Below are 22,572 nucleotides of genomic sequence, written 5' to 3'. Positions count from 1 at the left end.
GGGCCGGACTGCTGTGCGGCGACCATTGTGGACCGTCCGCGGCCAAGTCCGGCTGCGGCGCGCAGGAGGCGCACTAGCCTGACGGACATGGCAGACGTCGACGACGACGCACCCGCGTACCCGGCCGGGTGGGAGGCGGACGTCGTGCTGCACGACGGGTCCACCACGCACATCCGGCCGATGCTGCCCAGCGACGCCGACGCGCTGCAGGCGTTCCACGTCGGCCAGTCGGAACGGTCGATCTACATGCGGTTCTTCGCCGCCATGGAGCGGCTCTCCGAGCGCGACCTGCAGCGCCTGGTCAACGTCGACCACGTGGACCGCGTCGCGCTCGTCGCCGTCGCGAACGCCGGCGACGTCGAGCACATCATCGGTGTGGCCCGCTACGACCGGATCGACGACGACGACGCCGAGGTCGCGTTCAACGTCGCCGACGCCCACCAGGGCCGGGGACTGGGCTCGGTGCTGCTCGAGCACCTGGCCGCGGCCGCCCGGGAGCGCGGGGTCGGGCGTTTCGTCGCCGAGGTGCTGCCCCAGAACGGCCGGATGATCTCGGTGTTCCGCGAGGCCGGCTACGTGGTGCGGCAGCGCACCGAGGACGGCGTCGTCGCGCTGAGCTTCGACATCGACCCGACCGATCGCTCGCTGGCCGTCATGGCGGACCGGGAGCACCGGGCCGAGGCGCGCTCGGTGCGGCAACTGCTGGAGGCGCGCTCGGTCGTCGTGGTCGGTCCGGGCGTCGACGACGCGTCGCTCGTCGGGCGGCTAGCGGCGGGCGTGCTGGCCGACCTGCGTGCCGGTGAGCCCGACCTCGTCGTGCACACCGTGGGCGTGCCGGGTGCCCCGTCGCTCGCGCTCGTGGACGTGCTCGGACCCGTCGAGCTCGCGGTCGTCGCCGTGCCCGCGCAGGACGCGGTCGGCGTGGTCCGGGACCTGGCGCCGCTCGGCGTGCGCGGGATCGTGCTCCTGTCCGCCGGGTTCGCCGAGGACGGGCCGGAGGGGCTCGAGCGGCAGCGGGACCTCCTCCGTGTCGCGCACGGCTCCGGGATGCGCGTCGTCGGGCCCGGCTCGTACGGCCTGCTCGCGCACCGGGCGGGATCTCTGCTCAACGCCTCCCTGGCCCAGGTCCCGCCGCCCGCGGGCCGGATCGGGCTGTTCTGCCAGTCCGCCCCGATGGCCGTGGCCCTGCTGGCGGCCGTGCGGAGGCGGGGGATCGGGCTGTCGGAGTTCGTGTCCGCCGGCCACCGCGCCGACGTCTCGGGCAACGACCTCATGCAGTTCTGGGCTGACGACGAGGGCACGGACGTCGTCGGTCTCTACCTGGAGTCGATCGGCAACCCGCGCAAGTTCTCTCGCGTGGCCCGCCGGTTGTCGCAGCTCAAGCCGGTGATCGTGGTGACGGCGGGACGCTCCGGCCAGGTGGTCCCGCCGGGGCATGCCGTCCGTGCGACGCACGCTCCGCCGCGCACGCTGGCCGAGATGCTGCGCCAGGCCGGGGTCGTCCGCGTCGACAACACCCACCAGATGCTCGACGTCGCGCAGGTGCTCGCGCTCCAGCCGCTGCCGGCCGGCCGGCGCACCGCGATCCTCGCGAGCTCGGCCTCGACGGCGGCCCTCGTCGCGGAGGCCGCCACGGCGGCGGGGCTCGTCGCGTCGGGGCGGGTGGTCCTGCTGCCGGAGGACGCCGACGCCGGGCAGGTACGGGAGGCGGTCACGGCGTTGTACGACGACCCCGAGAGCGACGTCGTCGTCGCTGTGCGCATCCCGACCGTCGGCGGCCCCGACCCGGTGCTCCAGGCGGAGCTCGCGACGGCCGCGGCCCGCACCGGCCGCACCACGGTCGCCTGCATGGACGAGCTGCACGGCGTGACGTCCGAGCTCACGGCGACCGACGAGGCGGGCCGGGCGTGGACCGTGCCGGCCTACAGCACCCCGGAGGACGGCGCCCTCGCGCTCGGCCGGGCCGCCCGGTACGCGCAGTGGCGGTCGGCGGACCGCGGGCTGTCGTTGCACCCGGCCGGCGCCGACACGCGCACCGCTCGGCGGCTCGTCGCGGGCTGGCTCTCCCAGGACGGCGGCGCGGTCACCCTCGACCCCGAGCGGGTCGCGGCCCTGCTCGCGACCGTCGGCATCGACGTCGTGCCGTCGCACCTGGTGCAGGACGCCGACGAGGCCGTGGCCGCGGCCGAACGGATCGGCTGGCCGGTCGCGCTCAAGACCACGGTCTCGGCGCTGCGGCACCGGGCCGACCTCGGGGGGGTTCGGCTGGACATCGCCGACGAGGCCGAGCTGCGCGGGGACGTCGAGCAGGTGCTGGCCCTGGCCGCGACGCTCGACGCGGACGACCAGCCGCCGCTCGAGGTGCAGGCGATGGCGCCGCACGGGTCGGCGTGCGTCGTCCGCTCGGTCGAGGACCCGCTGTTCGGCCCGATCATCAGCTTCGGGCTGGCCGGCGACGCGTCCGACCTGCTCGGTGACGTCGCGTACGGCGTGCCGCCGCTCACGGACGTCGACGTCGCCGAGCTGGTGCGCTCGGCCCGGGCGGCTCCGCGGCTGTTCGGGTACCGCGGCCTGCCGGCGCTCGACGTCGGCGCCCTCGAGGAGCTCATCGCGCGCGTCGCGGTCCTGGCCGACGACCTGCCCGAGCTGCGCTCCCTCGAGCTCAACCCCGTCGTCGTCTCGGAGAGCGGGGCGGTCGTGCTGGGCGCGCGCGCCTCGGTCGCCCGTGCCGATCGTGCGGACGCGACCAGGAGGCTGTCCTCCACATGAGCAGCCCGTCCGGTCGCCGCGAGTGGGAGGATGTCCGGGTGTCCGCTCCTGCCACCGACCTGCGTGTCGACCTCCACCGTGCCGGCTACTACCCCGAGCTCGTCGGTGACGTGCTCGACGTGGCCCTCGCCGACGAGGACGTCGTCGCCCATCTGGTCCATCCCGAGACGACGTTCGACGCCGCCGAGGTGCGACGTCACGTCACCGTCCTCGTCCTGACACCGACCCGGCTCGTCGTCGCTCACGTGGACGACCATCCCGCCGACTCGGAGCACCCGTCGGCGAGCGCCTCGGCGACCACCGAGGCGGTCCCGCTGTCCGAGCTGAAGTCCGTGGCCCTGACCCACGTGGTCGGCCAGCCCGACCAGCACAAGGCCGGCACCGGAGCCTCCGAGCTGACCCTCGTGATCGGCTGGGGAGCGGTCTCCCGCGTCGACCTCGAGCCCGCCACGTGCGGCGACCCGAGCTGCGACGCCGACCACGGGCTCACCGGGACGCTCGCGCCGGACGACGTCGTGGTGCGCGTCAGCGCGCTGGCGGAGGGCGCGGAGCACGTGCGCGCGGCCACGGCGTTCGCGCGTCAGCTCTCGGCGGCCAGCGCCCGCGCCCGATGACGGACGTGGAGTCGGTCCTCACGACCGCGTCCAGGGATGCGCTCGCCGCCTTCGAGGCCGCGGACCTGGTCGCGCCGAGCTCGTCGTACCCCTGCCTCGGCAACGTCCTGCCGGCCGTGGCCGGGTCGCTCGGCGTCGACCTGCCCGGGATCGACAGCGCGCACTCGCAGGACCTCCTGGGACTGCCGGCAGCCTCGCGGGTCTGCGTCGTGCTGGTGGACGGGCTCGGGTACGCCAACCTGGCGGAGCGCGCGGGCCACGCACCGTTCCTGCGCCGCCAGCTCGGGGCGTCGACGCCCCTGACCAGCACGTTCCCGTCCACGACCGCGACGGCCATGGGCACGTTCGGCGTGGGGGTGCCGCCCGGTCGTACGGGGATGCTCGGGTACACCGTGCGCGATCCCGCCACCGGCCTGCTCGGCAACCTCGTGAGCTGGACCGGCCTGCCGCCCGCACGCGAGTGGCAGCGCGAGCCGACGATGTTCGAGCGGTTGACGGCCGCCGGCACCGCGGTGACGAGCATCGGTCCGGCGCGCTTCGCCGGTTCGGGGCTGACCGAGGCGGCGCTGCGCGGTCCGGACTACGCGCGTGCGGAGTCGCTCGCCGAGCGCGTCGACGCGACCGTCGCCGCGCTGCGCAGGCCCGGCGTCGCGTACCTGTACTGGGGCGACGTCGACAAGGCGGGCCACCACCACGGCTGGGGCTCGCTGCAGTGGGGCGACGCGCTCGCCGAGCTGGACTTCGAGCTCGGACGGCTCGCCCGCAGCCTGCCCAAGGACACCCTCCTGCTCGTCACCGCGGACCACGGCATGGTCGACGTCGACCTGAGCCAGCGCTGGGACCTGGCGACCCACCCTGTGCTCGGCGCGGGCGTCGAGCTGGCGGCGGGGGAGCCCCGGGCGCTGCACCTGCACCTCGAGCGCGGCGCCGACCCCGAGGCGGTCGCCGGACGCTGGCGCGACGTGCTCGGCTCCGCCGCGGTCGTCGCGACCCGGGCGGAGGCGTCCGACCACGGCTGGTTCGGCGAGGTTGCCGAGCACGTGGTGCCGATCATCGGGGACGTCGTCGTCGCGATGACCGGCCGCGCGACCGTCGTGGACTCGGCGACCCAGACGCCCGCCTCGCTCGAGCTCATCGGGGTACACGGATCGTTGACCCGGCACGAGATGCTCGTGCCGTGCGTCGTCGTCGCATGATCACGCGTTGAAGGGCGGTTCCTGACCTGTGGCCGAGCTCGTCTTCTTCTCCGGGACCATGGACTGCGGCAAGTCCACCCTGGCGCTCCAGATGCACCACAACCATGCGGCGCGCGGTCGCGACGGGATCCTGTTCACCCGGCAGGACCGCGCGGGCAAGGCGGTCATCTCCTCGCGCCTGGGCCTGACGCAGCGCGCGCTCGAGGTCGAGGACACGACGGACTTCTGGGCGGACGTCGTCGCGCGTCGCACCCACGGGCACCCGGTGGACTACCTGATCGGCGACGAGGCGCAGTTCTACACCGCCCGGCAGGTCGAGCAGCTCGCGCGGGTCGTCGACGAGCTCGGCGTGGACGTGTTCGCGTTCGGAATCTCGACGGACTTCCGAGCCCGGCTGTTCCCCGGGGCGGCCCGCCTGGTCGAGCTCGCGGACCGCGTCGAGGTGCTCCAGGTGATGGCGCTGTGCTGGTGCGGCGCCCGAGCCACCCACAACGCCCGGACCGTCAACGGGACGATGGTGGTCGAGGGCGCGCAGGTGGTCGTCGGCGACGTCGGCTCGGCTGCCGACGAGGTCGGTTACGAGGTGCTGTGCCGTCGCCACCACATGCGCCGGATGACCGCTGCGGCCGCCCGGGCGTCGTCTCCGTCGATGCAGACCCTGGACTTCGAGACCGGCTGAGCTACTCGGGCTTCGCCCCGAAGACGATCTCGTCCCAGCTCGGGACCTTGGCACGCCCGCGGCGCGCCGCCGCCCGGGGGCGGTCGCCGTGCTCGTCGTGGTCGGCCGAGTCCGCCGCGAGGGCGATCGGCGTGGGCGACGGGACCATGACCGGCGCCGGGTAGACGACGGCCTCCTCGGCCGGCTCGGCGTCCTGCGGGTGAGCGCCCGGGACGTCGGCGTCGGGTCGCCCGAAGTCGAACGCGTGCTGCGGACCGAAGCCCTCGAACTCCTCGGTGTCGTCGTCGTCCAGCTCCAGCGCCTGGCGCACGCCGCGCCGGTCGCGCAGGTCGTCGAGGAGCGCCGCCGTCTCATCCACGGGATCGGGTTCCGGTGCCGGGTCCGGCAGGACGGCCGTCGACGCGGCCGCCGTGCGGACGGTCGTGCCGTCGGGCTGGAAGTCGAACACGACGTCCCGGACGGCCGCGAGGTGACGACGCGACACGGGCTCGTCGGGCAGCTCGGTCTCGGACAGCCAGCGTGCCTCGTCCTCGTCGGCCACGACGGTGCGCTTCGACGGGTCGAAGGTCCAGCGGGCCTCGCGCTCGGAGTCGTCGACGGTGAACCGGGCCAGGACGACCCAGGGACCGTTGGCGTCGCGCGCGGAGTCCCAGGCGAGCGACGCGAGGTCGACGCCACGGGCGGCCAGGCGGTCGGTGACGAGGTCACCGAGGACGGGCGAGCCCATCTCGCGGCCGACGCGCGTGCCGCGGGCCTGCTCGGCGATGTGCTCGCGCTCGGCCAGCACCGGTCCCTCGTACCGCCGGACGCGCTCGATCGGGAGGCCCGCGGAGTCGGCGACCTCCTGCGTCGTCGCGCCGGCGCGGATGCGTGCCTGGATCTCCCGGGGGCTCAGGGTGCCCGCGCTCTCCGCGCGCAGCTGCTCGAGCTGCGGACGGTCGCGGCGCACGGCGGCACGCAGCGGTTCGTCGATGCGCAGCCGGAATCGCGCACCGTCCGGACCCACCAGGACGAGATGCTCCCCGTCCTCGTGCAGACCCACCAGCTCGAGCTCAGCCATTCGACCTCCCAGTACCTCGGGACGAGCCTGCCACCGATCCGGCCCGCAGCCGTGGACGCTGGGCGGTGCGCCGCCGGACCGCTGACAGGATGGACCGGTGACCGAACAGATCCGTTCCCTGATGCAGGTCGCCGAGATCGTCGCCCGCGAGGCCGCCGACCTGGTGCGCGAGGGCCGGGAGGGTCAGATCTCCGTCGCCGCGACGAAGTCGAGCGCCCAGGACGTCGTCACGGCCATGGACCTCGCCTCCGAGGCGCTGCTGCGTCGCCGGCTCGCCGAGCTGCGGCCCGACGACGGGCTCCTCGGCGAGGAGGGGTCGCTGACGCCGGGCTCGTCGGGCATCTGGTGGGTGGTCGACCCCATCGACGGCACGGTCAACTATCTCTACGGCCTGCCCGCGTACGCGGTGTCGGTGGCTGCAGTGAGCACGCCCGACGGCACGGCTCCCGACCCGGCGACGTGGACGGTGCTCGCCGGGTGTGTCGTCGCACCCAAGGACGGCCGCGTGTTCCTGGCCGGTCTGGGGCTCGGCGCGACCCTCGACGGCCGGTCGCTGCGGGTCAACGACGCACAGCCGCTGATCGACAGTCTCGTCGGCACCGGGTTCGGCTACGTGGCCGCGCGGCGCAGGGCCCAGGCGCGTGTCGTGGCCGGTCTGCTGCCGCAGGTACGTGACATCCGTCGCATCGGGTCGGCCGCGCTCGACCTGTGCACCCTCGCCTCGGGCGGCCTCGACCTCTACTACGAGCGGGGCCTGCAGCCGTGGGACCTCGCGGCCGGGACGCTCGTCGCCCAGGAGGCCGGTGCCGTGGTCACCGGCCTGCGCGGGCGGCCCGCGGGGGAGGCCATGACGGTCGCCGGACCACCCGGACGGGTCGAGGAGCTGGTCGCCTACCTGGAGGCATCCGACGCTGACCAGGACAGTTGACCAACGGGCCTGATCCAGAAGATGTTCTGTCACTGTTCGCGCATCCGGCGGATGTGGTGCAGAATCCCACCCGCGACAGGGAACAAAACGCCGCTCCGGCGCATTGATCCCGCGTACGAGTTCCCCGAGTACGACCAAGACACGGAGTGTGACGCCAGACATGGCTACCGACTACGACGCCCCGCGCAAGACCGAGGAGGACCTGAGCGAGGACTCGCTCCAGGAGCTCCAGGCCCGGCGTTCCGACAAGAACTCGGGCGTGGTGGACGAGGACGAGACCGAGGCGGCCGAAGGGTTCGAGCTCCCTGGAGCGGACCTCTCGGGCGAAGAGCTCTCCGTGCGCGTGCTGCCCCGTCAGGCCGACGAGTTCACCTGCTCGAGCTGCTTCCTGGTGCATCACCGCAGCCAGCTCGCCTACGAGCGTGACGGTCACCCCGTCTGCTCCGAGTGCGCCGCCTGACGCGCTCACCTACCTGACCGGCCGGTCGTCCCCACGGGGCGGCCGGCCGCGCTGTTTCTCGGGGCAGGTTCTCAGGATCCGGTCAGGGCGGCGACCAAGGCGTCCGGGTGGCGCGTGGAGACGATCCAGTACGGCGTCGGGTCCAGCGGGTCGACGAGCTCGACGCGGACGGCCGTGTGGATCCACCCCCGCTGGCACAGGTACGCGCGGGCGTCGAGACGGGGGCCCAGCTCGGTCCGCACCCCGGCCGCGTCCAGCGCCGTCGCGCCGCCCACCAGGTCCCGCGGGATACGCGCCGGGCCGGCCTGCAGCGTCGTGCCGTCCACCCGCACGACCGGCGCGGTGGCGACCAGGGCGAACATGCCGACGACGACCACCGCGAGGCCGAGCACGACCGCGAGCCACGCGGCGACCGGCAGGAACGCGATGCCGATCATCGCGCCGAACACGATCAGCAGCACCCAGCCGAGGGGCCCGAGGGTGAGCCGTTCGGAGTACACGGTGCTCGTGGGGACGGAGGCGGGCGACGAAGTGCCGCCGGGAACGTCGGGCATGCCCCCAGCATCCCATCCGGGCCGGTAGGGTCTGGCCCCGTGACGGCCGACCACAGCCCCGAGGTCCTGCTCCAGCTCCTGGACCGGGACCTTCCCGAACCCTCCTACGCGCACCCCGGTGACGCGGGCGCGGACCTGGTCACGCGCATCGACGTGGTGATCCCGCCGCAGGGCCGGGTGACGGTCCCGACGGGTGTCGCGATCGCGCTGCCCGACGGCTACGCGGCCTTCGTGCACCCGAGGTCGGGCCTGGCCATGCGGCACGGCCTGACCATCGTCAACGCGCCCGGCACCGTCGACGCGGGTTACCGCGGCGAGATCGCGGTGACCCTGCTGAACACGGACGTGGAGCACGCCCTCGAGCTGCACCGCGGCGACCGCATCGCGCAGCTGGTCATCCAGCGCGTCGAGCGGGCGCGGTTCGTGGCGGTCGACCACCTGCCGGGGTCGCACCGCGGTGAGGGCGGGTTCGGGTCCAGCGGCGGGTGGAAGGCGGCACCGGCCGGCTAGGTGGGCACAGGTGGCGGGGCTACTGTCTTCGGTAGAGAAGCCGTCGCCGCAGTCGTGAGCGTGGTGTTCGGGTCGAGGGACGGTCTGCGCTCGTGCAGGCAGCAACGTGCGCCGCAGTGCGCGCGTCGAGGAGGAGTGAGCAACGTGGGTCTGTTCCGACGTGGTGGGAAGGACGCCGCCACCGATGAGGCTATCGACGCCGCCGACGCACCGGTCGAGGGGTCCGAGACCGACGAAGTCGACGAGCTCGACGAGGTCGTCGAGGTCGACGCCGAGCCGTTCCAGCGCACCGGCGGTCCGTGGGACGCCGACGAGGTGACCGACGACATCGCGCGGGTGGACCTCGGCGCGATCCGGATCCCGGGTGTGCAGGGCATGGAGCTGCGGATGGAGATCGACAAGGCGACGGACACCGTCTCCGCGGCGTCGATCCTGCTGGACGGCTCGTCCCTGCAGGTCCAGGCGTTTGCCGCACCGCGGACCGAGGGCATCTGGGACGAGATCCGCGGCGAGATCGCCGAGTCGGTGACCCAGCAGGGTGGGTCGGTCGACGACCTGCCCGGACCGTTCGGCCGCGAGCTGCTCGCCCGGCTGCCCATCCGCACCCCCGAGGGCCGCACCGGCCACCGGCCCGCCCGGTTCGTCGGCGCCGACGGACCGCGGTGGTTCGTGCGCGGCGTGCTCACCGGCCGTGCGGCCGTCGACCCCGCCGCCGCCGCACCGCTCGAGAAGGTCTTCGCGGGCATCGTCGTCGTGCGCGGCACGGATGCACGCGCGCCCCGCGACCTGCTCACGCTGACGCTGCCCGGTACGGCCAACCCCGAGCTCAGCCCCGCGGAGCCGACCGAGGCCGAGACGCCGAGCTTCGACCCGCTGACCCGCGGACCCGAGATCACGGAGACCCGATGAGCCTCAAGGAGCGCCTGAAGAAGGCGGTCGCGTCGCAGGCCGAGATCGAGGCCGACGAGGAGCGCCAGGACGCGCACCGGTCCGTCGGGTGCACCCCGGTCGACCAGCTGAGCAACCGCTCGCGCGCCAGCGTCTCCGGGGTCATCCGGTCGGTCACCCTGCGCCCGCGCGAGGGCGTCCCGGCGCTCGAGGCCGAGCTGTACGACGGCAGCGGCTCGCTGGACCTCGTCTGGCTGGGCCGGCGCGAGATCTCCGGCATCGAGCCCGGTCGTCGCCTGAAGATCGAGGGGCTGGTCTGTCTCGTCGACGGTCGCCGCACCGTGTTCAACCCGCGCTACGAGCTGCGGCCGCGTCCCGGTGAGTGAGTCGCACCCGGACGACGGGCGGCCGCTCGAGGGGATAGACGCGATCGACGAGGTCGTCCCTCCCGAGGAGGGGGGCCTGCGCGGCATGCGCGTGCTGGCGGCCGACGAGTTCTCCGCCATGGACGCCATGGGCGGGGTCCGGGGGATCATCGAGGCCGTCGCGCCCGGGCTGCTCTTCGTCGTCGTCTATCTCGCGACCGGTCAGACCCTGAAGCCGGCCCTGGTCGCGGCGTCCGCCGCCGCCGTGATCGCGGTGATCGTGCGGCTCGCCCAGCGCACCCCACCGACGCAGGCGTTCGCCGGGATGATCGGCGTCGGCATCGGCGTCTTCTGGGCCTGGAAGACCGGCGACGCGAACGACTACTTCGCCTACGGGCTCTGGGTCAACGTCGCGTACTTCCTGGCGACGCTGCTCTCGATCGTCGTCGGCTGGCCGCTCGTCGGGCTGGTCATGGGCCTGTTCCGGCCGGAGGGTCCGCTGTCGAGCACGGGCAGCTTCGCCGCGGCGGTGGACTGGCACGCGGACCCGGTGCTGCGTCGCCGGTACGCGCTGGCGACCTGGCCGCTGGTGGCGCTGTTCGGCCTGCGGCTCGCGGTTCAGCTTCCCCTGTACTTCGCCTCCGAGACCGCGTGGCTCGGCACCGCGAAGCTCGTGATGGGCGTGCCCGGGACCGCGCTGGCCCTCTGGTTCAGCTGGATGCTGGTCCGCGGGTCAAGAGCTGTTCCAGCTCGGTCTCGTCCGCGTCCCGCCCCGTGACGAACAGCAGCTCGTCGCGACCCTCGAGCGTGTCGTCCGCGGTCGGGGCGATCGGCCGGGTGTCGCGCACGATCGCGGCGAGCACGGTGTCCGAGGGCCACTGGATCTGACCGACGCGCACGCCGGCCAGGGGGGAGTCCTCGGGGAGCGTGAGCTCGAGGATGTCCGCGCGCGACTGGTGGAACGTGAAGATCCGCACGAGGTCGCCGACGGTGACGGCCTCCTCGACCATCGCCGTCATGATGCGAGGGGTGGAGACGGCGACGTCCACGCCCCACGCCTCGTCGAACATCCACTCGTTCTTCGGGTTGTTCACGCGCGCGACCGTGCGGGGGACCCCGAACTCGGTCTTGGCGAGCAGCGAGATGACGAGGTTGGCCTTGTCGTCGCCCGTAGCGGCCACGACCACGTCGGCCTCGTCGGCCTTGACCTGGCGCAGCGTGGGCAGCTCGCACGCGTCCGCCAGCAGCCAGTCGGCGTCGGCCACCTGCGAGACGCGCATCGCGGACGGCTGGCGGTCGATCAGCGTCACCTCGTGGCCGTGGCCCAGGAGCTCGCGCGCGATGGACCGGCCCACGGACCCCGCCCCGGCGATGACGACCCTCATTCGGACACCGCCGGCGCCGAGGTGAGGATCCGTTCGACGAGGGCGGACTCGGCGGCGAGGAGCAGCACGTGCACGGTGTCGTTCTCCTGCAGGACGGTGGTCGACGTCGGCAGGATGCCGTCGCCGTAGCGGGTGACGTACGCGACGCGGGCGCCGCTGGCCTCCTCGAGGGCGCGCAGGGGCCTGCCCACCCAGCCCTCGTGGATGTCGATCTGCGAGAGCTGGATCTTGCCCGAGTAGTCGCGGTACTCGTCCGTCGCACCCATGGGCAGCAGCCGGCGCAGCACCTGAAAGGCGGTCCAGCGCACGGTGGCGACGGTCGGGATGCCGAGCCGCTGGTAGATCTCCGCGCGGTGCGGGTCGTAGATGCGGGCGACCACGTTCTCGATGCCGAACGTCTCGCGGACCACCCGAGCGGCCAGGATGTTCGAGTTGTCGCCGTCCGAGACCGCCGCGAACGCGAACGCGTCCTCGATGCCGGCCTGCTTCAGCGTGTCGCGGTCGAAGCCCAGACCCGTGACCTTGTTGCCCTCGAAGGACGGGTCGAGGCGTCGGAACGCCTCCGGGTTCTGGTCGATGACGGACACCGAGTGCCCGTGTTCCTCGAGGTTCTGCGCCAGCGTGGCGCCCACTCGTCCGCAGCCCATGATCACGAAGTGCACAGGGCGCACGCTATACGTCCCGCGGCTCTCTGCGAGACCCCGACCCAGGCGGGCGAGGCGTCGGTGGTGTCAGACGGTCCGCAGCCGCCTAGCATGAGCCATCGTGTCGGACCTCTCGGATGCCGCCAAACGCCTGCTGCTCGGACGACCCGTCCGCAGCGACAGGCTCGGCCACACGCTCATCCCCAAGCGCATCGCGCTGCCCGTGTTCGCCTCGGACGCGCTCTCGTCGGTCGCGTACGCGCCCGACGAGATCCTGCTGACCCTCTCGCTGGCGGGGGCCTCCGCCCTGGTGATCTCCCCGTGGGTCGGGCTCGCGGTCGTCTTCGTGATGCTCGTGGTGGTCGCCTCCTACCGGCAGAACGTGCACGCGTACCCCTCGGGCGGCGGCGACTACGAGGTCGCGACGACGAACCTCGGCTCGAATGCCGGCGTCACGGTCGCCTCCGCTCTGCTGGTCGACTACGTGCTGACGGTGGCCGTGTCGATCTCGTCGGGCGCCCAGTACGCGGCGACGGCCTTCCCACCCCTGCGCGGGCACGAGGCGGCGTTCGCCGTGGGGCTCGTCGTGCTGCTCACCGTGGCCAACCTGCGTGGCGTCAAGGAGTCGGGGAGCCTGTTCGCGATCCCCGTCTATCTGTTCATGTTCGCGATCGGTGCGGTCGCGGTGGTCGGTGCGATCCAGTTCGCCACCGGCAACCTGGCGATGGCCGAGAGCGCGGACCTGCAGCTGCTCCCCGGTGACGGGCTCGACGAGGGGCTGGCGGGGATCGCGGGCTTCTTCCTGATCCTGCGCGCGTTCGCGTCGGGCTGTGCCGCACTGACCGGCGTCGAGGCCATCAGCAACGGCGTGCCCGCGTTCAAGAAGCCGAAGTCGAAGAACGCGGCGACGACGCTGGCGCTGCTCGGTGGCATCTCGGTGACCATGATCATGTCGATCCTGCTGCTCGCGCGCGCCACCCACGTGACGTTCGCCGACGACCCGATGACGCAGCTGACCCGCAACGGGCAGGCGGTCGAGGCCACCTACATCCAGCACCCGGTGATCAGCCAGCTGTCGACCGCGGTGTTCCACGACTTCCCGTGGATGGCGGTCATCGTCTCGATCGTCACCGGCCTCATCCTCGTGCTCGCCGCGAACACCGCGTTCAACGGCTTCCCGGTGCTCGGCTCGATCCTGGCGCGCGACGGGTTCCTGCCGCGCCAGCTCCACACCCGCGGCGACCGGCTCGCGTTCTCCAACGGGATCGTCACGCTGGCGCTCGCGGCGATCGCCCTCATCATCGCGTTCGACGCCGAGGTCACCCGGCTGATCCAGCTCTACATCGTCGGCGTCTTCGTCTCGTTCACGGTCAGCCAGTTCGGCATGATCAAGCACTGGACACGGCACCTGCGCACCGAGGCCGAGCCCGCCGCACGCGCCGCCATGAAGCGCTCGCGCGTCATCAACACCGTCGGGTTCGCCATGACGGCGACGGTCCTGGTGGTCGTGCTCGTCACGAAGTTCACTCATGGCGCCTACATCGCGATCCTGGCCATGGCGGTCGTCTTCGTGCTCATGAAGTCGATCCACCGGCACTACATGCAGGTCCGCGCCGAGCTGGCGCTCGGCGCCGACGCCGCCTCCGCGCGGGCGCTGCCCAGCCGCGTGCACGCGATCGTGCTGGTCAGCCACCTGCACCGGCCGACGATGCGTGCGCTGTCCTACGCCCGGGCGTCGCGGCCGCAGATCCTCGAGGCCCTCACGGTCGGCGTCGACCCCGAGGACGTCGAGACCCTGCGCGCCCAGTGGGAGGAGCTCGCGATCCCCGTGCCGCTGCGCGTGCTCGACTCGCCGTTCCGTGAGATCACGCGCCCGGTGCTCACCTACGTGCGCTCGGTCCGGCGGGACAGCCCGCGCGACCTCGTCGTCGTCTACATCCCCGAGTACGTGGTCGGGCACTGGTGGGAGCAGCTGCTGCACAACCAGAGCGCCCTGCGGCTCAAGGGACGCCTGCTGTTCACGCCCGGCGTCGTCGTCGCGTCCGTGCCGTGGCAGCTGGCCTCCACCGAGGGCCAGACGGGGCTCGAGGACCCGGTCCGGGGTACGGTTCCGCGTGGCTACTGACCTTGAAGCACCTGTCGTCGAGCTCGAGATCGGGCCCGTCGCCCACGGAGGGCACTGCGTCGCCCGCCACGAGGGTCGGGTCGTCTTCGTCCGGCACACGCTGCCCGGCGAGAAGGTCCGTGCCCGGCTGACGGACTTCGGCGACACCTCGAAGTTCTGGCGCGCCGACGCCGTCGAGGTCCTCGACGCCTCGTCGGACCGCGTCGAGTCGGCGTGGCCCGCGGCCGGTCCGGGGGGTGTCGGCGGGGGAGAGCTCGCCCACGTCTCGCTGGACGGTCAGCGCGCCTGGAAGAGGGCCGTGCTGGCGGAGCAGCTCCAGCGGCTGGCCAAGCTCGACCTGGACGTCCCCGTGCAGGCGGCGCCCGGCGACGACGAGCGCGGCGGCCTGGGGTGGCGTACGCGGATCGACCTCGTCGCGGACGCCGAGGGCCGGGCCGGGATGCACGGCTTCCGGTCCCACACCATCAAGGTGCTCGACTCGATGCCGCTGGCCAGCGAGGCGATCGCGGCCCTCGAGCTGTTCGGCCGCCGCTGGACCGCCGGCGCGCGCGTGGAGGCCGTGGCCCCGTCCAGCGGCGACACGCCCATGGTGCTCGTCGACGACGCACCGTACGACCTCGGGCGCGGGCGCATGGACGGCCGGACCAACGCCCGGACGGCGGTGCGCGAGCACGTGCAGCTGGGCGAGCGCGCGTACACGTTCCGGGTCGCCGGCGCCGGGTTCTGGCAGGTTCACCGCGAGGCACCCGAGCTGCTGGTCAAGGCCGTGCTCGCGGGCCTGGGCGACGTCGACGGCGCCGCGGTGCTCGACCTCTACTCGGGTTCGGGGCTGTTCACCGCCCCGCTGTCGGACGCGGTGGGCGAGACCGGTGAGGTCGTCTCGGTCGAGGGCGATGCCCGCGCAGTCAAGGACGCCCGACGCAACCTGCACGACCGCGCGAACGTCGAGCTCCACGCCGGCGACGTGGCCAAGGTGCTCACGGGCACCGTGGACGCGGACTCCGACGTCGTGCACGCGGACGCGGTCGTGCTCGACCCGCCGCGCACGGGAGCGGGTCGTGCGGTGGTCGCGGGCATCACGGCCCTGCGACCGGAGCGCGTGGTCTACGTCGCGTGCGACCCCGCCGCGCTGGCCCGCGACATCGCCCTGTTCGCCGCCGACGGGTACGCCCTGGCCGACCTGCAGGCGTTCGACCTCTTCCCGATGACGCACCACCTCGAGGCCGTCGCGGTCCTGGCGCGCTGAGGCGGTGCGCGCGCCCGCACGCGGGGCTAGCGTGGATCGCAGCCGGACCGTTGGGCCCGGCAGAGGGGAGCGGCACGGTGAGCGAGAAGGATCCGGTGAGCCGGCTGGCCGAGGCGAAGCGGCTGGTCACCCAGGAGCTGCACAAGCAGGGCACGCCCGAGTACGACCCCCGGTCGCACGAGCGGGCGATCGAGGCCGAGCGCAAGGCGCAGGACGCGGTCGACGCGCAACGGGCCGGGTCGACCGGCTGACGCGCTGATCCGGTCGACCCTCGTCGCGAGACGGGGGTCGATCTGTGTGCGGAGGGCCGCCAAAGGATGTATCTTGATGTCGAGATAAATCGCGGCCCGCGCCCCGTAGGGTGACAGGACGCACTCGCCAGCAGCCCGGGTGACCCCCATCCCCGGCACGTTCTCGCCAGCGAAGGAGCCCCCGTGAGCAGCGTCGACAGTGTTCATTCGAAAGACAGCTTCGGCTCGAAAGGGACCCTCGAGGTAGGTGACGCCTCCTACGAGATCTACCGCCTCTCCGCCGTCCCAGGAGTGGAGAAGCTCCCGTTCAGCCTGAAGGTCCTGGCGGAGAACCTGCTGCGCACGGAGGACGGCGCGAATATCACCGCCGACCACGTGAACGCGCTGGCGACGTGGGACCCGGACGCGCAGCCCGACACGGAGATCCAGTTCACGCCGGCGCGCGTGATCATGCAGGACTTCACCGGCGTTCCCTGCGTGGTCGACCTGGCCACCATGCGCGAGGCCGTCGTCGACCTCGGCGGCGACGCGACGCGCATCAACCCGCTCGCGCCCGCCGAGCTGGTCATCGACCACTCGGTGCAGATCGACGTCGCCGGCCGCGCCGACGCCTTCGAGCGCAACGTCGCCCTGGAGTACGAGCGCAACCGCGAGCGCTACCAGTTCCTGCGCTGGGGCCAGACCGCGTTCGACGACTTCAAGGTCGTCCCGCCGGGCACCGGCATCGTGCACCAGGTCAACATCGAGTACCTGGCCCGCGGCGTGATGGTCCGTGACGGCAAGGCCTACCCCGACACCTGCGTCGGCACCGACTCGCACACCACCATGGTCAACGGCCTGGGCGTGCTCGGCTGGGGCGTCGGCGGCATCGAGGCCGAGGCGGCCATGCTCGGCCAGCCCGTCTCGATGCTCATCCCGCGCGTCGTCGGCTTCAAGCTCACGGGCACCATCCCGTCCGGCGTGACCGCGACCGACATCGTCCTGACGATCACGCAGAAGCTGCGCCAGCACGGCGTCGTCGGCAAGTTCGTGGAGTTCTACGGCGAGGGCGTCGCGTCGGTGCCGCTGGCCAACCGCGCCACGATCGGCAACATGAGCCCCGAGTTCGGCTCGACCGCGGCGATGTTCCCGATCGACCGCGTGACCTTGGACTACCTGCGCCTGACCGGTCGCTCCGAGGAGCAGCTTGCGCTCGTCGAGGCGTACGCCAAGGAGCAGGGCATGTGGCTCGACCCCACGCTCGACTCCTACATCGAGCCGGTGTTCTCCGAGTACCTCGAGCTGGACCTGTCGACGGTCGTCCCGTCGATCGCCGGCCCGAAGCGCCCGCAGGACCGCATCGAGCTGTCGCGGGCCAAGGAGCAGTTCCAGCGCGACCTGCCCACCTACGCACCCGAGGCGGCCAACGGCGTCGACGAGGCCGAGGAGGAGTCGTTCCCGGCGTCCGACTCGCCCGCGATCACGTCGTCGGCCACGCGTACGTACCCCGTCACGGACACCCAGGGCCGCTCGTACGACCTGTTCCACGGTGCCGTCGCGATCGCGTCGATCACGAGCTGCACCAACACGTCCAACCCGTCGGTCATGATCGCCGCGGCCCTCGTCGCGAAGAAGGCCGTCGAGAAGGGCCTCACGGCCAAGCCGTGGGTCAAGACGTCGATGGCGCCGGGCTCGCAGGTCGTCACCAACTACTACGAGAAGGCCGGCTTGTGGCCGTACCTCGAGAAGCTGGGCTTCCACCTGGTCGGCTATGGCTGCGCCACGTGCATCGGCAACTCGGGCCCGCTGGACGAGAAGGTGTCGGAGACCGTCCAGGAGCACGACCTGGCCGTCGCCGCGGTGCTCTCGGGCAACCGCAACTTCGAGGGCCGCATCAACCCGGACATCAAGATGAACTACCTGGCCTCGCCGCCGCTGGTCATCGCGTACTCGCTCGCGGGCACCATGGACTTCGACTTCGAGTCCGACCCGCTGGGTCGCGACGAGGCCGGCCACCCCATCTTCCTGCGGGACATCTGGCCGTCCCCGGAGGAGGTCCAGACGACGATCGACGCGTCGATCGACCGCGCGATGTTCACGGCGGACTACGCCGACGTGTTCACCGGCGACGAGCGGTGGCGCTCGCTCCCGACGCCCGAGGGCGACACGTTCGAGTGGGACCCGCAGTCGACCTACGTGCGCAAGCCCCCGTACTTCGAGGGCATGCAGGCGACGCCGTCGCCGGTCGTGGACTTCCACGGCGCGCGCGTGCTGGCCAAGCTGGGCGACTCGGTCACCACCGACCACATCAGCCCGGCAGGCTCGATCAAGGCCGACAGCCCCGCCGGCCTGTACCTGGCCGAGCACGGTGTGGAGCGCCGCGACTTCAACAGCTACGGCTCGCGCCGAGGCAACCACGAGGTCATGATCCGCGGGACGTTCGCGAACATCCGCCTGCGCAACCAGCTGGTCCCCGGCGTCGAGGGCGGGTTCACGACGAACCTCCTGACCGGCGAGCAGACGTCGATCTACGACGCCTCGCAGGCCTACCAGGCGGCGGGCATCCCGCTCGTCGTGCTGGGCGGCAAGGAGTACGGCTCCGGCTCGTCGCGCGACTGGGCCGCCAAGGGCACCAGCCTGCTGGGCGTCAAGGCGGTCATCACGGAGAGCTTCGAGCGGATCCACCGGTCGAACCTCATCGGGATGGGCGTGCTGCCGCTGCAGTTCCCGGAGGGCGAGTCCGCCGACTCGCTCGGCCTGGACGGCACGGAGACGTTCGACATCGTCGGTGTCACCGCCCTGAACGAGGGCACGACGCCCCGGACGCTCGCGGTCACGGCGACGAAGGAGGACGGCTCGGTCGTCTCGTTCGACGCGGTGCTCCGGATCGACACCCCCGGCGAGGCGGACTACTACCGCAACGGCGGCATCCTGCAGTACGTGCTGAGGTCGCTGGTCAAGGCCTGACGCCCGCTCTCCACGAGCCCGGTCCCCGTCGCGGGGCCGGGCTCGTGTCGTTTCGTCGAGGTGGCGTATGCGTTGACGCATATATATGGCACGGGGTATGTTTGGTCGCATGAGCCTCGCCGGGACCCTCGACGCGATCGCCGAACCCACCCGCCTGCGCATCCTCGACGCCGTCCGCGACGAGGAACGCTCGGTCGGCGAGCTCGTCGACCTGGTGGGCATGCACCAGCCCGGGGTGTCCCGGCACCTGAAGGTGCTGCGATCCGCCGGCCTGGTCGACGTCCGGCAGGACGGCCAGCGCCGCTGCTACCGCGCGCGGTTCGCGCCGCTGCGCGAGCTCGACGACTGGCTCGAGCAGCACCGCCGCGCCTGGGACCAGCAGCTCGACCGCCTCGAAGCCCACCTCGACCGGAAGGACCTCCCATGACCACCACCACCGCCACTGCGCACGGCACCGTCGAACGCCACGGGCGCCGGGGGAGCATCCGGTTCGAACGACGACTGGCGCACCCCGTCGAGCGGGTGTGGGAGGCCGTCACGACCTCCGACGGGCTCGCGGGCTGGTGGCTGCCGTTCCCGGCGACGATCACCGTCGACCTCGTCGTCGGCGGCGAGATCTCGTTCGCGGCACCCGAGTTCGGCGAGGCCGCGATGACCTGCGAGATCCTCGAGATCGACGCGCCGTACCGGCTCGTGCACACCCACTTCGACCGCGCCGTCACGCTCACCTGGGAGCTCACGCCCGACGGTGACGGCTGCGTGCTGCGGCTGACGCAGGACACCCCCGACATCGCGGCCGCGCTCGCCCAGGGCCACATCGTCGGCCTGCACCACTCGCTCGACCGGCTCGAGCCGGCGCTCGACGGGACGCCCGAGCCGTGGGACTGGGACCGGCTGCCGGTGATCGAGGCGGAGTACCGCTCGGTGCTCGCGAGCCCGCGTCAGCTGGTCGTCGACCGGTACCTGGACGGCTTCCGGGCCGGCGACCACGAGACGATCCTCGCCTGCCTCACCGACGACGTGACGTGGGACATCGTCGGGCACGCCACGGCGGCCGGGAAGTCGGAGTTCGAGTCGCTCATCGACGGACCCACCGGTGCCACCCTCCCGCGACTCACGGTCGAGCGGGAGATCGAGGCCGGCGACGTGGTCGTCGTCCTCGGCGGCGGTGCCTTCGAGGACGCCGACGGCGTCGGGCAGGCGTTCCGCTTCTCGGACGCGTTCACGTTCCGGGGCGACCTGATCGCCGGGCTCGTCTCCTACATCGTCCCGGTCCCGGGCGGGTCAGCCGGCTCGTGAGCCGAACGTCCCGCCCGTCACCGCGGCGTACGAGCGACGCACGACCTGCTCGAGGACCGTGAGGTCCACCGAGGCGAGGTCCTTGACGTACAGGCAGCCCTTGCCGAGCGTGTGCGGACCGAGCGCGGCGAGCAGGTCGGCGTGCGCCCCGACTCCCTCGGGCAGGTAGATCGTGGTGGCCGCCTTGCGCGGCGAGAAGCCGGCGGCGGCCATGTCGCCCTGGCGCCCGGACGGGTAGCGGTAGTGGTATGTGCCGAAGCCCACGATGCTCGGGCCCCACATCCGCGGCTGCTCGCCCGTCACCCGGGTCATGAGGGCTGCCAGCTGCCCCGCGTCGCGCCGACGGACGGGACCTACGACCGCGGCGAGGAACGCGGCGACATCGGCGTCGGTGGCGGTGGTCTTGTTCGCCATCGAGCCAGCATGTCAGCCCGCGAGGACCTCGGCGATGCAGTGCCGGCCGACGACGGCGAGGGCGGGATGGTCCTCGGGGTGCGTCATCATGACGACCGCCATGTGCAGGGCCCACGCCTGCGCGCGGCGCCACGTCGCGTCGTCGTGGTCGAGCCGGTCCTGGAAGGCCGCCCGCCCGTCGCGGTCGAACGTCAGCCAGGCGGTGGACAGGTCCGAGGCCGGGTCGCCCGACGTCACGTCGCCGAAGTCGATCACGGCGCGCAGGGCCCCGTCGTGCACGAGCAGGTTGGCCGGGTGCGGGTCGCCGTGCAGCCACAGCGCCGGGCCATCCCAGGCGGGTGCGTCGGCAAGGTCCCGGAAGCGTTCGAGCACCCGGTCGGCGTCAGGGAGGTCGACCCGCTCGAGTCGCTCGACGATCGCGTCGCGGGGGACCGGGGTGCCACGGAAGGGGTTCACCGGCGCGTCCGGGGGAGCCGGCCGGTGCAGCGCCGAGAACACCTCCGCCAGCTGGACGGCCCAGGCGGTCCGGTCGGGGACGGCCGTGTGGTGCGCGGGGACGGCGTCGAACCAGGGCACGACGCTCCACGACCACGGGTAGGTGGCCGACGGCGCACCGACCCGCACGGGGACGGGCACGTCGACCGGCAGACGGGGCGCCAGGACGGGGAGCCACGTCTGCTCGTGGGTGACGAGCGGCGCGGCGATCGCGCGCACCGGGAAGCGGGCGGCCAGGTGGTCGCCGACCTTCCAGAGCGCGTTGTCCCAGCCGGTGCCGGCCCAGGTCAGCGGGAGGTCGGCGAGGTCGGGGTGCTGCTCGGACAGGAGGGTCCGCGCGAGCTGCTCGGTGACCTCGATCTCGGGGACGGGGTGAACCATCAGCGGGCGGAGACCGTGCGGGTCTCGTCGTAGGGCACCGACCAGCCGAGCGCGTCGAACATCCGCGCGAGGACGATGCCCGTGAAGCCCCAGACCAGGACCCCGTCGACGACGAACGCCGGCGTGCGGATGGTCCGGCCCCAGCGGGTGTGCTCCACGCTCGCGCGGTTCTTCGGGTCGAGCAGGTCGGTGACCGACACCCGGAACACGTCGACCGTCTCGGCGTGGTCCACGGCGGCGACCTGCGACGGGCGCGTCCACCAGGCCGGGACCGGTGTGACCAGGTGGTTGCTCACCGGCACGGGCAGCGGCGGCAGCGTGCCGAGGATGTCGACTCCCGACGGGTCCAGGCCCGTCTCCTCGACGGCCTCGCGCAGCGCGGCCTCGCGCGGTCCGCGGTCCTTCGGTTCGAGCCGGCCACCGGGGAACGCGATCTGCCCGGCGTGGCTGCCCAGACCGGCGGCGCGCCGCTGGAGCAGCACGTCGAGGTCGTGGGCGGTGGCCAGGGGACCGGTGCCGTCGAGCTCGCCGAACAGGACCAGGACGGCGGCCGGGCGAGCGTCGGAGGGGTCGCTCAGCACGCGCGCGGGGTCGACCTTCCAGTCGACGCCCTGGATGCAGAGCTCGACGAGCTCGTCGCGCGCACCCTTGATGTCCGGGCTCGACGCGGTCATCCGCGGGCCCGCACGCGCTCCCCGAACACCGCGAACGCCTTCTCCGCCGCGGGCACGAGGACCGGGAGCTGCTCGGCGCCCGCGGTGCGGATCGCCTCGACCTCGTCGTCGGCGAGGTGGCCGACCATGTCCGGCGTCGAGAGCCAGAGGTTGAGCATCCCCGCGTCGAGCTCGGGGTGGAACTGCAGGCCGAGCGCGCTGCCGGCCCGGAACGCCTGCACCGGCGTCAATTCCGTCGAGGCCAGCAGGGTCGCGCCCGACGGCAGGTCGACGGAGTCCGCGTGCCAGTGCAGGACGTTCGGGCGGTCGCCGAACGCTGCGAGCACCGGGTCGTCGGCGACGACCTGCACCGGGGCGAAGCCGATCTCCGTGCCGGTGCGCCGACGGAGCCGGGAGCCCAGCGCGAGGGCGAGGAGCTGCATGCCCAGGCAGATGCCGAGCACGGGGACGTCGGCCTCGACCGCCTGCGCCAGCAGGCGCTGCTCGGCGGCCAGGCCCGGGTGCTCGGTCAGGTCGTCCGCGTCCATGCTGCCGCCCATGACGACGACGCCCGACACCTCGTCGAGCGAGGGCAGGCGCGGGTCCTCGAGGTCGAGGACCGTGCGGACGCGCACAGGAGCGTCGACGCCCGGCGCGATGAGGCCGGGGCCCTCGTGCGGGGCGTGCGTGAGGATCAGGACGGGTCGCAC

Annotated in this window: 24 protein-coding genes; 16 read left to right on the top strand and 8 right to left on the bottom strand. The window is 72.7% G+C overall.

The window, feature by feature from the left end; translation table 11 throughout:
• The first annotated feature begins 87 nt into the window (after positions 1–87).
• The 4 genes from AC1DZC_RS05730 to AC1DZC_RS05715 are packed head-to-tail and all read left to right on the top strand — an operon-like array spanning position 88 to position 5,258.
• Positions 88–2,769 (top strand): bifunctional acetate--CoA ligase family protein/GNAT family N-acetyltransferase, encoded by a 2,682-nt coding sequence (locus tag AC1DZC_RS05730; RefSeq protein WP_477042549.1) that lies wholly within the window; start codon positions 88–90, stop codon positions 2,767–2,769.
• Complete coding sequence (locus tag AC1DZC_RS05725; RefSeq protein ID WP_477039503.1) at positions 2,766–3,383, top strand: DUF5998 family protein; 618 nt, start codon at positions 2,766–2,768, stop codon at positions 3,381–3,383. The genes AC1DZC_RS05730 and AC1DZC_RS05725 overlap by 4 nt, the downstream gene beginning before the upstream one ends.
• Positions 3,380–4,579 carry an alkaline phosphatase family protein gene (locus AC1DZC_RS05720; RefSeq protein WP_477042548.1) on the top strand — a complete coding sequence of 400 codons (1,200 nt, stop codon included), beginning with the start codon at positions 3,380–3,382 and terminating at the stop codon, positions 4,577–4,579. Before AC1DZC_RS05725 ends, AC1DZC_RS05720 begins: the two co-directional genes overlap by 4 nt.
• Positions 4,580–4,607: 28 nt before the next feature.
• Positions 4,608–5,258, top strand: coding sequence for a thymidine kinase (locus tag AC1DZC_RS05715; protein WP_477039501.1), 651 nt, complete (start codon positions 4,608–4,610; stop codon positions 5,256–5,258).
• A gap of 1 nt (position 5,259) precedes the next feature.
• Here AC1DZC_RS05715 and sepH read toward each other — a convergent pair whose 3' ends face one another.
• Positions 5,260–6,318 (bottom strand): septation protein SepH, encoded by a 1,059-nt coding sequence (gene sepH / locus AC1DZC_RS05710; RefSeq protein WP_477039500.1) that lies wholly within the window; start codon positions 6,316–6,318, stop codon positions 5,260–5,262.
• Positions 6,319–6,439: 121 nt separating this feature from the next.
• On the opposite strand from sepH, the gene AC1DZC_RS05705 reads away from it, so the two are divergent.
• Complete coding sequence (locus AC1DZC_RS05705; protein WP_477042831.1) at positions 6,440–7,246, top strand: inositol monophosphatase family protein; 807 nt, start codon at positions 6,440–6,442, stop codon at positions 7,244–7,246.
• 160 nt (positions 7,247–7,406) lie between these two features.
• Positions 7,407–7,706: a DUF4193 domain-containing protein gene (locus tag AC1DZC_RS05700; RefSeq protein WP_028046491.1), complete on the top strand. Its 300-nt coding sequence runs from the start codon at positions 7,407–7,409 to the stop codon at positions 7,704–7,706.
• Between the two features lie 71 nt (positions 7,707–7,777).
• Here AC1DZC_RS05700 and AC1DZC_RS05695 read toward each other — a convergent pair whose 3' ends face one another.
• The gene (locus tag AC1DZC_RS05695) at positions 7,778–8,260 is read right to left on the bottom strand and encodes a DUF3093 domain-containing protein (protein WP_477042547.1); all 483 of its coding nucleotides are present in this window, start codon (positions 8,258–8,260) and stop codon (positions 7,778–7,780) included.
• A 39-nt stretch (positions 8,261–8,299) separates the two neighbouring features.
• Here AC1DZC_RS05695 and dut point away from each other — a divergent pair, with 39 nt between their 5' ends.
• From dut to AC1DZC_RS05675, 4 genes are all read left to right on the top strand, one after another.
• Entirely contained in the window at positions 8,300–8,770 is a 471-nt protein-coding gene (gene dut / locus AC1DZC_RS05690) for a dUTP diphosphatase (protein ID WP_477042546.1), read from the top strand.
• 144 nt (positions 8,771–8,914) lie between these two features.
• Complete coding sequence (locus tag AC1DZC_RS05685) at positions 8,915–9,679, top strand: DUF3710 domain-containing protein (protein ID WP_477042830.1); 765 nt, start codon at positions 8,915–8,917, stop codon at positions 9,677–9,679.
• Complete coding sequence (locus tag AC1DZC_RS05680) at positions 9,676–10,044, top strand: OB-fold nucleic acid binding domain-containing protein (RefSeq protein ID WP_477039496.1); 369 nt, start codon at positions 9,676–9,678, stop codon at positions 10,042–10,044. The genes AC1DZC_RS05685 and AC1DZC_RS05680 overlap by 4 nt, the downstream gene beginning before the upstream one ends.
• Positions 10,037–10,801: a DUF3159 domain-containing protein gene (locus tag AC1DZC_RS05675; RefSeq protein ID WP_477042545.1), complete on the top strand. Its 765-nt coding sequence runs from the start codon at positions 10,037–10,039 to the stop codon at positions 10,799–10,801. Before AC1DZC_RS05680 ends, AC1DZC_RS05675 begins: the two co-directional genes overlap by 8 nt.
• On the opposite strand, the gene AC1DZC_RS05670 is transcribed toward AC1DZC_RS05675, so the two are convergent.
• Together AC1DZC_RS05670 and AC1DZC_RS05665 are read right to left on the bottom strand one after the other, a co-directional pair.
• A complete protein-coding gene (locus AC1DZC_RS05670; RefSeq protein WP_477039494.1) occupies positions 10,734–11,408 on the bottom strand; it encodes a potassium channel family protein in 675 nt (224 codons plus the stop codon). The genes AC1DZC_RS05675 and AC1DZC_RS05670 overlap by 68 nt on opposite strands.
• Positions 11,405–12,055, bottom strand: a complete 651-nt coding sequence (locus AC1DZC_RS05665) for a potassium channel family protein (protein ID WP_477039561.1) — start codon at positions 12,053–12,055, stop codon at positions 11,405–11,407. The genes AC1DZC_RS05670 and AC1DZC_RS05665 overlap by 4 nt, the downstream gene beginning before the upstream one ends.
• Before the next feature lie 118 nt (positions 12,056–12,173).
• Between AC1DZC_RS05665 and AC1DZC_RS05660 the strand changes: the two genes are divergently transcribed.
• From AC1DZC_RS05660 to AC1DZC_RS05635, 6 genes are all read left to right on the top strand, one after another.
• A complete protein-coding gene (locus tag AC1DZC_RS05660) occupies positions 12,174–14,177 on the top strand; it encodes an APC family permease (protein WP_477042544.1) in 2,004 nt (667 codons plus the stop codon).
• A complete protein-coding gene (locus tag AC1DZC_RS05655; RefSeq protein WP_477042543.1) occupies positions 14,167–15,423 on the top strand; it encodes a class I SAM-dependent RNA methyltransferase in 1,257 nt (418 codons plus the stop codon). Before AC1DZC_RS05660 ends, AC1DZC_RS05655 begins: the two co-directional genes overlap by 11 nt.
• A 77-nt stretch (positions 15,424–15,500) precedes the next feature.
• Positions 15,501–15,674 carry a translation initiation factor 2 gene (locus AC1DZC_RS05650; protein ID WP_477039491.1) on the top strand — a complete coding sequence of 58 codons (174 nt, stop codon included), beginning with the start codon at positions 15,501–15,503 and terminating at the stop codon, positions 15,672–15,674.
• Positions 15,675–15,857: 183 nt separating this feature from the next.
• Positions 15,858–18,620 (top strand): aconitate hydratase AcnA, encoded by a 2,763-nt coding sequence (acnA, locus tag AC1DZC_RS05645; protein WP_477042542.1) that lies wholly within the window; start codon positions 15,858–15,860, stop codon positions 18,618–18,620.
• A 109-nt stretch (positions 18,621–18,729) separates the two neighbouring features.
• Positions 18,730–19,047, top strand: coding sequence for an ArsR/SmtB family transcription factor (locus AC1DZC_RS05640; protein WP_477039489.1), 318 nt, complete (start codon positions 18,730–18,732; stop codon positions 19,045–19,047).
• On the top strand, positions 19,044–19,919 hold the full coding sequence (locus tag AC1DZC_RS05635; RefSeq protein WP_477042541.1) for an SRPBCC domain-containing protein: 876 nt from the start codon (positions 19,044–19,046) through the stop codon (positions 19,917–19,919). The genes AC1DZC_RS05640 and AC1DZC_RS05635 overlap by 4 nt, the downstream gene beginning before the upstream one ends.
• On the opposite strand, the gene AC1DZC_RS05630 is transcribed toward AC1DZC_RS05635, so the two are convergent.
• From AC1DZC_RS05630 to AC1DZC_RS05615, 4 genes are read right to left on the bottom strand one after another with little or no spacing between them, the layout of a single operon-like run.
• Positions 19,905–20,333, bottom strand: coding sequence for a DUF1801 domain-containing protein (locus AC1DZC_RS05630; protein WP_477039487.1), 429 nt, complete (start codon positions 20,331–20,333; stop codon positions 19,905–19,907). The genes AC1DZC_RS05635 and AC1DZC_RS05630 overlap by 15 nt on opposite strands.
• A 12-nt stretch (positions 20,334–20,345) precedes the next feature.
• Positions 20,346–21,209 carry an aminoglycoside phosphotransferase family protein gene (locus tag AC1DZC_RS05625; RefSeq protein WP_477042540.1) on the bottom strand — a complete coding sequence of 288 codons (864 nt, stop codon included), beginning with the start codon at positions 21,207–21,209 and terminating at the stop codon, positions 20,346–20,348.
• The gene (locus AC1DZC_RS05620) at positions 21,209–21,883 is read right to left on the bottom strand and encodes an NUDIX hydrolase (RefSeq protein ID WP_477039485.1); all 675 of its coding nucleotides are present in this window, start codon (positions 21,881–21,883) and stop codon (positions 21,209–21,211) included. Before AC1DZC_RS05620 ends, AC1DZC_RS05625 begins: the two co-directional genes overlap by 1 nt.
• The gene (locus AC1DZC_RS05615; RefSeq protein WP_477039484.1) at positions 21,880–22,572 is read right to left on the bottom strand and encodes a type 1 glutamine amidotransferase; all 693 of its coding nucleotides are present in this window, start codon (positions 22,570–22,572) and stop codon (positions 21,880–21,882) included. Before AC1DZC_RS05615 ends, AC1DZC_RS05620 begins: the two co-directional genes overlap by 4 nt.

The organism is Cellulomonas sp. P2_B4, from assembly GCF_056404795.1.
Note: the sequence above shows the minus strand (reverse complement) of the source record. Positions and strands in the feature narration are given on the sequence as shown.

What these genes read in the sequence shown, in the direction of transcription:
- AC1DZC_RS05725 (WP_477039503.1), top strand. Translation starts at nt 2,766, where the DNA reads ATGAGCAGCCCGTCCGGTCGCCGCGAGTGGGAGGATGTCCGGGTGTCC.
- AC1DZC_RS05720 (WP_477042548.1), top strand. Translation starts at nt 3,380, where the DNA reads ATGACGGACGTGGAGTCGGTCCTCACGACCGCGTCCAGGGATGCGCTC.
- AC1DZC_RS05640 (WP_477039489.1), top strand. Translation starts at nt 18,730, where the DNA reads ATGAGCCTCGCCGGGACCCTCGACGCGATCGCCGAACCCACCCGCCTG.
- AC1DZC_RS05700 (WP_028046491.1), top strand. Translation starts at nt 7,407, where the DNA reads ATGGCTACCGACTACGACGCCCCGCGCAAGACCGAGGAGGACCTGAGC.
- AC1DZC_RS05620 (WP_477039485.1), bottom strand. Translation starts at nt 21,883, where the DNA reads ATGACCGCGTCGAGCCCGGACATCAAGGGTGCGCGCGACGAGCTCGTC.
- AC1DZC_RS05730 (WP_477042549.1), top strand. Translation starts at nt 88, where the DNA reads ATGGCAGACGTCGACGACGACGCACCCGCGTACCCGGCCGGGTGGGAG.
- AC1DZC_RS05665 (WP_477039561.1), bottom strand. Translation starts at nt 12,055, where the DNA reads ATGGGCTGCGGACGAGTGGGCGCCACGCTGGCGCAGAACCTCGAGGAA.
- AC1DZC_RS05635 (WP_477042541.1), top strand. Translation starts at nt 19,044, where the DNA reads ATGACCACCACCACCGCCACTGCGCACGGCACCGTCGAACGCCACGGG.
- sepH (WP_477039500.1), bottom strand. Translation starts at nt 6,318, where the DNA reads ATGGCTGAGCTCGAGCTGGTGGGTCTGCACGAGGACGGGGAGCATCTC.
- AC1DZC_RS05705 (WP_477042831.1), top strand. Translation starts at nt 6,440, where the DNA reads ATGCAGGTCGCCGAGATCGTCGCCCGCGAGGCCGCCGACCTGGTGCGC.
- AC1DZC_RS05695 (WP_477042547.1), bottom strand. Translation starts at nt 8,260, where the DNA reads ATGCCCGACGTTCCCGGCGGCACTTCGTCGCCCGCCTCCGTCCCCACG.
- AC1DZC_RS05670 (WP_477039494.1), bottom strand. Translation starts at nt 11,408, where the DNA reads ATGAGGGTCGTCATCGCCGGGGCGGGGTCCGTGGGCCGGTCCATCGCG.
- AC1DZC_RS05680 (WP_477039496.1), top strand. Translation starts at nt 9,676, where the DNA reads ATGAGCCTCAAGGAGCGCCTGAAGAAGGCGGTCGCGTCGCAGGCCGAG.
- AC1DZC_RS05630 (WP_477039487.1), bottom strand. Translation starts at nt 20,333, where the DNA reads ATGGCGAACAAGACCACCGCCACCGACGCCGATGTCGCCGCGTTCCTC.
- AC1DZC_RS05625 (WP_477042540.1), bottom strand. Translation starts at nt 21,209, where the DNA reads ATGGTTCACCCCGTCCCCGAGATCGAGGTCACCGAGCAGCTCGCGCGG.